The sequence below is a fragment of the Sphingobium estronivorans genome, assembly GCF_008692605.1.
In the GTDB taxonomy this organism is placed as follows: Bacteria; Pseudomonadota; Alphaproteobacteria; order Sphingomonadales; family Sphingomonadaceae; genus Sphingobium; species Sphingobium estronivorans.
In genome coordinates this window covers 249,658-261,897 of sequence record NZ_LFCT01000003.1, presented here as the reverse complement: position 1 = coordinate 261,897, position 12,240 = coordinate 249,658, and the positions used below count along the sequence as shown (strand labels likewise).

12 protein-coding genes and 1 tRNA gene are annotated in these 12,240 nt (G+C 64.4%); 8 read left to right on the top strand and 5 right to left on the bottom strand.

Translation table 11 applies throughout. The features are described 5' to 3' along the window. Positions 1-812 (bottom strand): hypothetical protein (locus F7P65_RS21950; RefSeq protein WP_162854521.1); only part of this gene is annotated, 812 nt, incomplete at its 3' end. A gap of 45 nt (positions 813-857) precedes the next feature. Then, a complete protein-coding gene (locus F7P65_RS04010; RefSeq protein ID WP_150290457.1) occupies positions 858-1,748 on the bottom strand; it encodes a LysR family transcriptional regulator in 891 nt (296 codons plus the stop codon). An 88-nt stretch (positions 1,749-1,836) separates the two neighbouring features. Between F7P65_RS04010 and F7P65_RS04005 the strand changes: the two genes are divergently transcribed. Continuing rightward, a complete protein-coding gene (locus F7P65_RS04005; RefSeq protein WP_150290456.1) occupies positions 1,837-2,982 on the top strand; it encodes an isovaleryl-CoA dehydrogenase in 1,146 nt (381 codons plus the stop codon). Between the two features lie 53 nt (positions 2,983-3,035). On the opposite strand, the gene F7P65_RS04000 is transcribed toward F7P65_RS04005, so the two are convergent. Then, positions 3,036-3,374, bottom strand: a complete 339-nt coding sequence (locus F7P65_RS04000) for a DMT family protein (protein ID WP_150290455.1) — start codon at positions 3,372-3,374, stop codon at positions 3,036-3,038. A gap of 60 nt (positions 3,375-3,434) precedes the next feature. Between F7P65_RS04000 and F7P65_RS03995 the strand changes: the two genes are divergently transcribed. Genes F7P65_RS03995 through F7P65_RS03980 form a run of 4 tightly spaced genes read left to right on the top strand, consistent with a single transcriptional unit; the run spans position 3,435 to position 8,198 of the window. Beyond that, positions 3,435-5,036 carry a carboxyl transferase domain-containing protein gene (locus F7P65_RS03995; RefSeq protein ID WP_150290454.1) on the top strand — a complete coding sequence of 534 codons (1,602 nt, stop codon included), beginning with the start codon at positions 3,435-3,437 and terminating at the stop codon, positions 5,034-5,036. Then, positions 5,033-6,913, top strand: a complete 1,881-nt coding sequence (locus F7P65_RS03990) for an acetyl/propionyl/methylcrotonyl-CoA carboxylase subunit alpha (protein WP_150290453.1) — start codon at positions 5,033-5,035, stop codon at positions 6,911-6,913. Before F7P65_RS03995 ends, F7P65_RS03990 begins: the two co-directional genes overlap by 4 nt. Next, positions 6,913-7,365: a MaoC family dehydratase gene (locus tag F7P65_RS03985; protein ID WP_150290452.1), complete on the top strand. Its 453-nt coding sequence runs from the start codon at positions 6,913-6,915 to the stop codon at positions 7,363-7,365. Before F7P65_RS03990 ends, F7P65_RS03985 begins: the two co-directional genes overlap by 1 nt. Further along, complete coding sequence (locus F7P65_RS03980; RefSeq protein WP_150290451.1) at positions 7,362-8,198, top strand: HpcH/HpaI aldolase/citrate lyase family protein; 837 nt, start codon at positions 7,362-7,364, stop codon at positions 8,196-8,198. Before F7P65_RS03985 ends, F7P65_RS03980 begins: the two co-directional genes overlap by 4 nt. A 110-nt stretch (positions 8,199-8,308) precedes the next feature. Here F7P65_RS03980 and F7P65_RS03975 read toward each other — a convergent pair whose 3' ends face one another. Next, positions 8,309-9,235, bottom strand: coding sequence for a DUF2171 domain-containing protein (locus F7P65_RS03975; protein WP_150290450.1), 927 nt, complete (start codon positions 9,233-9,235; stop codon positions 8,309-8,311). 217 nt (positions 9,236-9,452) lie between these two features. Between F7P65_RS03975 and F7P65_RS03970 the strand changes: the two genes are divergently transcribed. From F7P65_RS03970 to F7P65_RS03960, 3 genes are all read left to right on the top strand, one after another. Further along, a tRNA-Ala gene (locus tag F7P65_RS03970) sits at positions 9,453-9,528 on the top strand. Between the two features lie 65 nt (positions 9,529-9,593). Continuing rightward, the gene (locus F7P65_RS03965; protein ID WP_150290449.1) at positions 9,594-10,364 is read left to right on the top strand and encodes an NUDIX hydrolase; all 771 of its coding nucleotides are present in this window, start codon (positions 9,594-9,596) and stop codon (positions 10,362-10,364) included. Positions 10,365-10,440: 76 nt separating this feature from the next. Next, a complete protein-coding gene (locus F7P65_RS03960) occupies positions 10,441-10,713 on the top strand; it encodes a DUF4242 domain-containing protein (RefSeq protein ID WP_150290448.1) in 273 nt (90 codons plus the stop codon). Positions 10,714-10,716: 3 nt separating this feature from the next. Here the strand turns inward: F7P65_RS03960 and trpE are convergent, their stop codons facing one another. Beyond that, positions 10,717-12,219: an anthranilate synthase component I gene (gene trpE / locus F7P65_RS03955; RefSeq protein WP_150290474.1), complete on the bottom strand. Its 1,503-nt coding sequence runs from the start codon at positions 12,217-12,219 to the stop codon at positions 10,717-10,719. Between the last annotated feature and the right edge of the window lie 21 nt (positions 12,220-12,240).

The following is a 12,240-nucleotide window of genomic DNA, read 5'->3' as shown; positions in this document are numbered from 1 at the left end:
GCCATGGGCGCTGACGGCGGACAGTGATTGGCACTGAAGGATGAGGCGCTGAAGTCGATGGTGCCGGTTCCATCGAGCGTTCCAAAATATAGCTTCGTTCCGTTGAGCACGTGCTGCCCCACCGGAGTCATGGAGAAATTGACGGTTCCCGCGCCGAAGTCTGCCCCGAAGCTGCTGTTCCCGCTCACGGCGTAAACACCACTTGCATCGGCAAACTGGCCGTCAATGGTCGTTTGATAGCTTGCCGCGCCTGTTCGTGGCATGTCCGACGCAGCCGTTTTCAGGCCATAGCTCAAAAAGACTGTCCGAACATCCAGGCCGGATGTGCCCTGCGCAATGCGCTGCCAGGCGCCATAGCTGGTATAGGTGAGGGCCCGCGTCGGATTGCCGCTGCCTGGGTTGGACAGCACCAGATTATCGATCGTGGCGCCGCTCTTTTTCTCATATACCGTGATCGCGGCATTGGACTGGGCAGCGACGCGGTCAGCTTCGGTAAACTGCATTGAGGCATTGGACGGGCCGACGGTTTTGACGGTGTAGGATTTGGAACTCGCGTCGTAGCGAATTTCGGTCCCATAGTCGCTGCCAGCCAGAATGCCCCCGCTGCTTGTTGGGGGAGTGGCAGAGCCATTGGGTGCGACGCTATAGTTGATTTCGGCTCCGCGCGCGCTGAAGGTCTGGCTATATTGCAGATCGACAAGGGTTGCGTTGGTCGGTGCCGGCGGTGTCGAATTGACCTGGTCTCCGCCCCCGCCGCACGCAGACAGGGAAAAGGATGCCGCACCCAAGGCAGCGTAAAGCCGGTAACGCATTGTGTAATATCCCCCGATAAAATGGCCCCGACGGGTAATATTTTTTTACCTGTTGTCAATGCGTTGTCGAAGTGGAGGGGCTTTGAGTGCCGCTTCCAGTGCGGCCAGTATCGATGCTCCGCGTACACCGTCAGCACGTGCGCCATGGAGGAAGCCGATGGTCCGGCGCTCGCCAAAATCCTTGAGCTGTGCGTGAACCATATCGGGCCAAGCATAGCTCATCGGCATCACTGTCACGCCCAGTCCTGCGGCGACCATTTGCATGACCCGTTCGTCATTGGTGGACCGGAAGGCGAAATGCGGTCGCACGCCGCGGTCGACGAAATAGCGGCTGGTGGCCGACAGGGCTTCGCAATGGCGGCGCACGATCATGGTTTCGGTCGCCAATTCCTCTGCCGAGACGGTGTCGCGCCCAGCCAAACGGTGTGTGGCTGGCATCGCAACGCCATAGCCTTCCTCAATAATGGTGTGGGTGCCGAACCGATCGGTGCCGGGGCGGATGAGGCTGAGCGCCACATCGATCCGCTCTGCGTCGAGCCGACCCAGCAATTCCCGCTCACTGCCGGGGATGAACTCGATCCGGCCCTGCTGCGCGGGCGGGCAGCTTGCGACGGCGCGGGCCACGGCTTCTCCGGGGATGCTCAGCAGCAGGCCGATGCGCAGGACCGGGGCTTGTTCCGCCTTCTCCCCTGCCAGTTCGGCGAGGTTGAATTCGCGCTCGATCCGCCGGGCATGGGTGAGGAGGCGCGCTCCGGCTTCGGTCAGTTCGACCCGCTGGTTGCTGCGCAGGAACAGCGGCGCGCCGACGGCCTGTTCCAGCTTGGCGATGCCGACCGACAGCGTCGGCTGCGACACGAGACAATGCGCGGCGGCGCGGGAGAAATTGCCCTGGTCGACCACGGCCAGAAAATAGCGCAGCAGATAGCGTTCGATCATAGACAGAAACTATACACTATCCTGCGCGGTTTCAATTTTTCTTGGGGTGCGTTGAGGGTTAGGATGCGCGCCAAGGAGAGCCAAGCCAATGACCGATTTCGATTTCGCGCTGGGTGAAAATGCGGAGATGATCCGCGAGACGAGCGCGCGCTTCGCCACTGACCGCATCGCCCCGCTGGCGGCGGAAATCGACGCCAAGGACTGGTTCCCGCGCGAATTATGGCCCGAAATGGGCGCGCTGGGGCTGCATGGCATCACCGTCGATGAGGCGGATGGCGGGCTTGGCCTTGGGTATCTGGAGCATGTGATCGCGCAGGAAGAGGTGGCGCGGGCGTCAGCCTCCATAGGTTTGAGCTATGGCGCGCACTCCAATCTGTGCGTCAACCAGATTCGTCGCTGGGCCACGCCGGACCAGAAGGCGCGCTATCTGCCCAAGCTGATTTCCGGCGAGCATGTCGGATCGCTCGCCATGTCGGAAGCGGGCGCCGGATCGGACGTTGTTTCCATGAAGCTGCGCGCGGAGAAGCGCGGCGATCGCTATGTACTCAATGGCACGAAATTCTGGATCACCAACGCGACTTATGCGGACACGCTGGTCGTCTATGCCAAGACGGGTGAAGGGTCGCGCGGCATCACTGCCTTTCTGATCGAGAAGGATTTTGCGGGCTTCTCCATCGGGCAGAAGATCGACAAGGTCGGCATGCGCGGTTCGCCCACCGCCGAACTGGTGTTCGACGATTGCGAAGTGCCGGAGGAAAATGTGATGGGGCCGCTTCATGGCGGCGTCGGTGTGCTGATGTCGGGTCTCGACTATGAGCGGGCGGTGCTGTCGGGCATTCAACTCGGTATCATGCAAGCCTGTCTCGACGTGGTGCTGCCCTATGTCCGCGAGCGCAAACAGTTCGGCCAGCCCATCGGCGCCTTCCAACTGATGCAGGCCAAGATTGCCGACATGTATGTCGCGCTCAATTCGGCGCGGGCCTATGTCTATGCGGTGGCGCAGGCTTGCGACCGGGGCAGGACCACGCGCTTCGATGCGGCGGGCGCGATCCTGCTGGCGAGCGAAAATGCGATGAAGGTCGCGTTGGAGGCGGTTCAGGCGCTGGGCGGCGCGGGCTATACCAAGGACTGGCCGGTCGAGCGTTATATGCGCGACGCCAAGCTGCTCGACATTGGGGCTGGCACCAATGAAATCCGCCGGATGCTCATCGGCCGCGAATTGATCGGGGTTTAGAGCATCGTGCGGAAAAGTGGGTACCGGTTTTTCGCCAAAACGATGCGGGCTCTCTACGCGCGGCCCACGAACAGGAAGCCGACCGCTGCCATGATGCAGAGGAAGGCGGCCAGATGGCGCCAGTGCAGCGGCTCGCCCAGCACTGTCACCATGAAGCCGCCGAAGATCAGCAGTGCAATGGCTTCCTGCGTGATCTTGAGCTGGCCCGCGCTCCAACCGCTGGCGAAGCCGAAGCGGTTGGCGGGCACGGCGAAGCAATATTCGACGAAGGCGATGCCCCAACTGATCAGGATGACCGTGAACAGGGGTTTGTTCATCCCGCCCTTCAGGTGCCAATACCAGGCGGTGGTCATGAACAGGTTGGATATGGTGAGGAGCAGGATGGTCGGCATGAATGGCCTCGGATATGCAATCAAAAGGCAGGGGAACGCAAGGCAGGGGAGCGCAAGGGCATGAGTGCGCCGGTTCTCGACACGAAGCTCTCGGCGGAGAGTGAGGCTTTTCGCGCCAACGCCGTGCATAACCGGGCGCTGCGGGATGAGTTGCACGCCAGGGTCGCGCAGGCGGCGCTCGGCGGCAGCGAGGCGGCGCGGGCCAAGCATGTGGCGCGCGGCAAGCTGTTGCCCCGTGAGCGGGTGGAACGGCTGCTCGATCCGGGGAGTCCCTTTCTGGAAATCGGCCAGCTTACCGCAGGCGGCATGTATCATGGCGAGGTGCCGGGCGCGGGCATGATCGCGGGGATCGGTCGGGTGTCGGGGCGGCAGGTGATGATCGTCTGCAATGACGCGACGGTGAAGGGCGGGACTTACTATCCGCTGACGGTGAAGAAGCATCTGCGCGCGCAGGAGATTGCTTTGGAGAACCGGCTCCCTTGCGTCTATCTGGTCGACAGCGGCGGCGCGAACCTGCCCAATCAGGCGGAGGTCTTCCCGGATCGGGATCATTTCGGTCGCATCTTCTACAATCAGGCGCAGATGTCGGCGCGGGGCATCCCGCAGATCGCCTGCGTCATGGGCAGCTGCACGGCGGGCGGCGCCTATGTGCCCGCCATGTCGGACGAGACGGTGATCGTACGCAATCAGGGCACGATTTTCCTTGCCGGGCCGCCGCTGGTGCAGGCGGCGACGGGCGAGGTGATCTCCGCCGAGGATCTGGGCGGCGCGGAAGTCCATGGCCGCCGCTCCGGCGTGGTCGATCATGTCGCGGAGAATGACGAACATGCGCTGACCATCGTGCGCGACATTGTTTCGACGTTGCAGCCGGCGCCGGGCATCGACCTCAACCTGCGTGAGCCGAGAGCGCCGAAATATGATCCGGAGGAGCTTTACGGCATCGTGCCCCAGGACGTCCGGGCGCCCTATGATGTGCGCGAGGTGATCGCGCGGATCGTCGACGGCTCTGAATTTCATGAGTTCAAGGCGCTTTACGGCACCACTTTGGTCTGCGGCTTCGCTCATATCTGGGGGATGCCGGTGGCGATCCTCGCCAATAATGGCGTGCTGTTCAGCGAGAGCGCGCAGAAGGGCGCGCATTTCATTGAACTTGCCTGCCAGCGGCGCATCCCGCTGCTGTTCCTCCAGAATATCTCCGGCTTCATGGTCGGCGGCAAATATGAGGCGGAGGGGATCGCCAAGCATGGCGCGAAGCTGGTGACGGCGGTGGCGACGGCCAGCGTGCCCAAGATCACCGTGCTGATCGGCGGCAGCTTCGGCGCGGGCAATTATGGCATGTGCGGGCGCGCCTATGGCCCGCGTTTCCTCTTCACCTGGCCCAACAGCCGGATTTCGGTGATGGGTGGTGAGCAGGCGGCGAGCGTGCTGGCGACCGTCCACCGCGACGCCGCGAAGTGGACGCCGGAGGAGGCCGAAGCCTTCAAGGCGCCGATCCGCCAGAAATATGAGGATGAAGGCAATCCCTATCACGCCACCGCGCGGCTGTGGGACGATGGGGTGATCGACCCCGCCCAGACCCGCGACGTGCTGGGCCTTGCCTTTGCCGCCACGCTCAACGCTCCAGTCGAGGAGGCGCCCCGCTTCGGGGTGTTCCGCATGTGATCCAGTCCCTGCTCATAGCCAATCGCGGCGAGATCGCCTGCCGTATCATCCGCACCGCGCGCCGCCTCGGCATCCGCACCGTGGCGGTCTATTCCGACGCCGACGCGAACAGCCTGCATGTGCGGCAGGCCGACGAGGCGGTGCATATCGGTCCGTCGCCGGCGCGCCAATCCTATCTGATCGGCGAGCGGATCATCGCCGCCGCTAGGGCGACGGGGGCAGAGGCGATCCATCCCGGTTACGGCTTCCTGTCGGAAAATGCCGCCTTTGCGCAGGCGGTAATCGACGCGGGCCTGATCTGGGTCGGTCCGAACCCGTCCAGCATCACCGCCATGGGGCTGAAGGACGCCGCCAAGAAACTGATGGCCGACGCGGGCGTGCCGGTCACGCCGGGCTATCTGGGCGAGGATCAGAGCGCTGACCGCCTGCAAGCCGAAGCCGACGCCATCGGCTATCCCGTACTGATCAAGGCGGTCGCGGGCGGTGGCGGCAAGGGCATGCGGCGGGTGGACGCGGCGGCGGATTTTGCCGACGCGCTGCTTTCCTGCCAGCGGGAGGCGGCTTCCAGCTTCGGCAATGATCAGGTGCTGATCGAGAAATATATCCTCTCGCCGCGCCATATCGAGGTGCAGGTGTTCGGGGACAGCCACGGTCAGGTGGTTCATCTGTTCGAGCGCGACTGCTCGCTCCAGCGCCGCCACCAGAAGGTGATCGAAGAAGCCCCCGCGCCCGGCATGGACGAGGCGACCCGCCAGGCCATTTGCGCCGCGGCGGTGCGGGCGGCGCAGGCGGTCGACTATGTCGGCGCGGGCACGGTCGAGTTTATCGCCGACGCCAGCGCCAAAGAGAGTGGGGGCCTGCGCGCCGACCGCATCTGGTTCATGGAGATGAACACGCGGCTCCAGGTCGAGCATCCGGTGACGGAGGAGATTACCGGCGTCGATCTGGTCGAATGGCAGCTTCGTGTGGCGAGTGGCGAGCCGCTGCCAAAGAAGCAGGGCGAGTTGTCGATCAACGGCCATGCCATCGAAGCGCGTCTCTATGCCGAGGACCCGGTGAGGGGTTTCCTGCCCAGTCCCGGCCGGATCGACCGCTTGTCGTTCGACCATCACGCCCGCGTGGAAACGGCGGTGGAAGAGGGCGATACCGTCAGTTCCTTCTACGACCCGATGATCGCCAAGGTCATCTGCCATGGCGCGGATCGGGACGCGGCGCGGCTTGGTCTGCTCCGCTGGCTGGACAGCAGCTTCGTCGGGCCGCTGCGCACCAACAAGCCTTTCCTGCACGCCTGTCTCGCCATGCCGGATTTTGCCGAAGGTCGGCTCGACACCGGCATGATCGAGCGGCAGGGGGAGGCGCTGACGGCGATCGATGGCCCCTCCGATCGCGTTCTTGCGGCGGCTGGCCAGCATTTCCGCAGGGAATGGCAAGGGAAGGGGCTGTTCGGTTTCCGCCTCAACGCAGCGCCCAAAACCTCAGTCGATCTGTTCGTGGATGGCCGTCCTGTCGTCGCGGAGGCGAAGTCCAGCGAGCTTCGCACCGGTCTTTGCTCCGACATGGAGCGGGACGGCACGATCATCGTGACCGAGGCGGGACAAAGCTGGTTCTTCAGCCAGACGCCGCCGGTCAAGGCGGGCGGCGCGGCGGCATCGGACGGCGCGATCCTCTCCCCCATGCCGGGCCGGATCATCGCCGTCGCCGTGGCGAAGGGCGACAGGGTCGCCAAGGGCCAGAAGCTGGTCACGCTGGAGGCGATGAAGATGGAGCATAGCCTTGTCGCGCCCTTCGATGGCGTGGTGGCGGAACTGGATGCCAGCGAAGGCGGGCAGGTCAGCGAAGGCACGCTGTTGGTGCTGGTCGAGCGGGAGGAAGGTTGATGGCGGGCCGCTATTTTGACGAATGGCAGATTGGCGACCGGATAACCCATGAAATCCGCCGCACGGTGACGGAAACCGATAATCTGCTGTTCAGCACCATGACCCATAACCCCCAGCCGCTGCATCTGGATGCGGAAGCGGCCAAGGCGTCGGAGTTCGGGCAGATTCTCGTCAATGGCACCTTCACCTTCTCCCTGATGGTGGGGCTGTCGGTGGGCGATACGACCTTGGGCACGCTGGTTGCCAATCTGGGTTATGACAAGCTGGTCATGCCCAAGCCCGTCTTCATCGGCGATACCATGCGGGCGGAAACCGAAGTCACGGACCTCAAGGAAAGCCGCTCGCGCCCCGAAGCGGGGATCGTGACATTCACGCACCGCCTCTATAACCAGCGGGACGAGGTCGTCTGCCAATGCCTGCGGACGGCATTATTGCGGAAGAGGCCCGCATGAAGCTGCGCTCGCTGCTGTTCGTGCCCGGCGACCGCCCCGAACGCTTCGCCAAGGCGGCGGCCAGCGGCGCCGACGCGATCATCCTCGATCTGGAGGATTCGGTCGCCCCGGAACGCAAGGCCTTCGGGCGCGAGGCCATTGCCGAATGGCTAGCCGGCCCGCGCGATTGCGTGGCCTTTGTCCGGGTGAATCCGCTGGACGGGGATCATAGCCGGGCCGACCTTGCCGCCATCCTGCCCGCGGCGCCTGACGGCATCATGCTGCCCAAGGCGGAAGGCGCGGCGAGCGTCCATGCACTGATCGGCCTGGCCGATGGCGGGACCGTGCCGCCGATCCTTCCCATCGCAACCGAAACGCCCGTCGCCATTTTCGAACTGGGCACCTTCCGACAGGTCGGGGACCGGTTGGCGGGCCTGACCTGGGGGGCTGAGGATTTGCCGGCATCGATCGGCGCCTCGACTTCGCGCGAGGAGGATGGACGCTATACTGCGCCCTTCGAAATGGCGCGCGGCCTGACGCTCTTTGCCGCGCACGCCGCCGGAGTGCCCGCAATCGATACGGTGTTCCCCCGGATCGGGGCGATGGACGACCTCAAGGCCTATGTCGGACGGGCGCGGCGCGATGGCTTCACCGGCATGATGGCGATCCATCCGGTACAGGTCGCCGTGATCAATGAAGGCTTTACCCCCAGCGCAACCGAAGTCGCGCACGCAAGGGCGGTGGTGGAGGCATTCGCCACCCATCCCGGTGCTGGCGTGCTGAAACTCGACGGCAAGATGATCGACCGGCCCCATCTCATCCAGGCGCAACGGGTTCTGGCTGCGGCTCAATAGGCGGGGGGCTCAATAGGCGGGCAGGGAGGGGCGCGACTTTCGCCGCGCCCCGGTTATTTCAGGGCATATGCTGCCCTCAACATGCTCAGACACCCCATGAGAGCCTGGTTCTAATGCGGACGGCCCTGGTCGTCGGGCGCGTTGAGGCTGCCGCGATCCTCCCGGCTCCGATCCTCCATCCCCCAGCCGGCATCGCCGCGGCGGTGGGCATGTTGACCGCTTTCGACATACCAGGCGGCATGGGCTTCCGCGGCCGTCTTTTCCAATGTCACAAGGCGGGCATCGACCGATTTGATCCAGAAGCAGGGGATGGAATGGTGCATCCCGCCCGCATCGGGATCGTTTCTCGTCAAGATGATGCGATCCTCGCGCAGCGCATCGACGGTGCCGACATGCAGGCCATCGGCCCCGACCACTTCCATATTTTCGCGCACCTGCGCCATGGCCCTGCGCTGATCGCCGCGCCGACTGCGCCAATCGCCGAACTCCCGGTTGAAGCGTTCGCGATTTTCGCGTTGATATGCGGCATAGTCGCGGTCCAGTTCCGCGATCCGGTCCTGCCGCCAGAGATAATAGTTGGCGTCGTGATGCCCGCCATAATCATGCACCGGGCCATAGGAGCGGATGGCCGAGCCATGATCCTCGCTGCCATAGCCGCTGCGTTCGCCGGTGAACGGCGCATAGCCGCTGTTGGGCAGATAGCGGTTGCTGCTGGAGGCGGAGGCGAAGCCGACGCGACTGCTTTCATCGCGCGGATCGCCATAGGGGCGGTTATAATATTCATCATATTCGCGGCGCACTTCGGCGTCATGATCGCCGAACCAGCTTCGGATCTCATCCCCCGCCCGGTCGAAGAAGCCGCGCATATCCGGATCGTAGCCTTCGGGGTAATGCTGGAAATCCGGGCCGCTTGCGGGTCTCCGCATCCCGGCGCCATATCGATGGCCGCGCAACATCCGGTAACGGTCCGATCCGCGATCCCAATCGCTGTAGATGCGGTCATTGTCGCCATAGCGGCGCCCGCCTTGGTAAGCCATGGTCCTTCTCCTTTGATTATCCTTTCCACGGTGCATGGACTGCCCCGTCGTCGCACCAATGAGCGGGGACACGCATCGTTCCAGTTGTTGCGCGACATCAACGTTCCTGCTTTGTCCTTGTTCCAGCCGAGGGGCCGCAACGCAGCGAGGAATTGTGGTTTTGCGCAAAAAGACCGTTGCGCGGGCGCAATCGCTCGCTTATAGGCAGCGCTCCTTCGGGGCCGTAGCTCAGCTGGGAGAGCGCGTCGTTCGCAATGACGAGGTCAGGGGTTCGATCCCCCTCGGCTCCACCAATTCCTCCATGGGATTGGCCTGAAGGGACTTTACCGCTGGCGATGTCCATGCCTATGGCGGTTTCATGACAGACAATGCGATCCAGGCTCGCGCTGCAGCGACCGTGGTGATTCTGCGCGATCGCCACGATGCCGCGCCGGAAATCCTGATGATGGAACGGGCGTCGAGCATGGCTTTCGCTGCGGGCGCGTTGGTATTTCCCGGCGGGGCGGTGGATGCGGACGACCGCGAACTGGCGGCGGCGATCGGCAGCGGCCTGGCCCTGGACGAAGCGGCGGCCCGCATTGCCGCCATTCGTGAGACGCTGGAGGAAAGCGGCCTTGCCATCGCCTTCAAACGTCCTGTCGAAGCGGATCGGATCGTCGCCATGCGGCGGGCTTTGGCCGCGGGCTCGGGTTTCGGAGACGTGCTGAGCGTCCATGGGCTGGAGATCGCGCTGGATGCGCTGGTGCCGTTCGCGCGCTGGCACCCTTCAAGTTTCGATCAGGTGAAGCGCGTGTATGACACCCGTTTCTATCTGGCACGCGCGCCGGAAGGGCAGGCGGCAAGCGTCGATGAAACCGAAAATGTGCGCCTCTTCTGGAGCGGCGCGGCGGACACGCTGGCACGATGCGAGCGGGGGGAAGGCCAGATCATCTTTCCGACGCGGCGCAATCTGGAACGGCTGGCGCAGTTTCCCTGCTATGACGATCTCGCCGCTCATGCGCTGTCCGTCCCGGTCGAGAAGGTGACTCCCTGGATCGAGGAGAGGGATGGAGAGCGGCGTCTCTGCATCCCCAGCCACCTTGGCTATCCGGTGACGTCGGAACTTTTGGAGGCGGCCTGGCGCGGCTAAGGCATGTGATATCGCCTCTCGAACCGGGATCGCGAAAGGCGTACACTCCGCCCGCCTTCGAGATGGGGAGGATGTCATGCCGCAATTCGTGATCGAACGGGACATGCCGGGTGTCGGCCAGTTGTCGGGCGAGCAGTTCAAGAGCGCGTCGCAGGGGTCCTGCACGGTCCTGCGCCAGCTTGGGCCGGATATTCAATGGGTTCACAGCTATGTGACGGACGACAAGATTTATTGCGTCTATCGCGCGCCCAGCGAGGCTCTGATTCGCCAGCATGCGGAAATGGCGGGCTTCCCCGCCAACAGCATCGTGCAGGTCCGGGCGACGATCGATCCGACGACCGCCGACTGACCTTTACTGGCCGAAGCCCGATTCGCGTGCCAGTGCGACCGCTTCGCGCGCGGCGGCGACCAGCGCGCCGCTTTTCGCCTCGCATTCGCGCTGCTCATATTCGGGGGTCGAATCGGCGACGATGCCGGCGCCGGCCTGCATGTGCATGACGCCGTCCTTCAGGACCGCGGTGCGCAGGACGATGCAGCTGTCCATATTCCCGTCCGGCCCGAAATAGCCGACGCCGCCGGCATAGGCGCCGCGCGTTTCCGGTTCCAGCTCCGCGATGATTTCGCAGGCGCGGACCTTGGGCGCGCCGGAAACGGTGCCTGCCGGGAAGCCCGCGAAAAGGGCGTCCAGCGCATCCTTGCCCGGTGCCAGCCGCCCGACCACGTTCGAGACGATGTGCATGACGTGGCTGTAAAATTCGACCGTATAGCTGTCCGTTACGGTGACGGTGCCCGCCGCCGCGACCCGGCCCACATCGTTGCGGCCGAGGTCGAGCAGCATCAGATGTTCCGCCCGTTCCTTGGGATCGGCGAGCAGGCTTTCACGGTTGGCGGCGTCCTCGACTGCGTTCCGGCCGCGCGGGCGGGTGCCGGCGATGGGGCGGATGGTGACTTCGCCGTCGCGGGCGCGGACCAGGATTTCCGGGCTGGACCCAATCAGCGCGAAGCCCGGCAGGTCCAGATAATAAAGGAAGGGGGAGGGATTGATCCGCCGCAGCGCGCGATAGAGCGCAATCGGGGGCAGGGTGAAGGGGCTGGTGAAGCGTTGGGCCAGTACCACCTGAAAGATGTCGCCCGCGACGATATAGTCCTTTGCCTTGTTGACCATCGCGGCATAGCGGCCCGGTTCCAGCACCGGCGTCACATCGACATCGGCAATGTCGGCGGCGGCGATCTGCGCGGGGAGGGCCGCCGCCAGTCGCGCGGCAACGCCGTCGATTCGCTCCAGCGCCTGGTCGATGGCGCGGTCGGCATCGGTGAAACCGTCTTTCCACACCGGCGCGACCAGATAGAGCGCGTCGGCCAGCCGGTCGAAAACCAGGATCACGGTTGGCCGCACGAACAGCATGTCGGGCAGGGCAATCGGATTTTCGGCGGGGCGCGGCAGCTTTTCGACCAGTCCGACCGTCTCATAGCCGAAATAGCCGACCAGACAGGCCAGGGCGGCGGGCAACGCCGGATCGAGCTCCGCCCGGCATTCCGCCACCAGCGCCCGCAGCGCGTCGAGCGCATTCACGCTTTCCGGCTGAAACGCCTCCCGGTCGGTCGCCCATTGCCGGTTGATCTCGGCCCTCTGGCCCTGCGCCCGGAACACGAGGTCGGGGGCGAGGCCGATCAGGCTGTAGCGTCCCCGGACCGCGCCGCCCTCGACCGATTCCAGCAGGAAATCGCCGCGATCGGCTTCGAACAATTTGAGCGCGGCGGAAATCGGCGTGTCGGTGTCGGCGATCTGGCGCCGCCACACCAGCGCGGACTGTCCCGCCGCCAGTGCCTTGCGCGCGCTGTCGATGCCGTCCATCGCGGCCGATCCCCCCGCGAC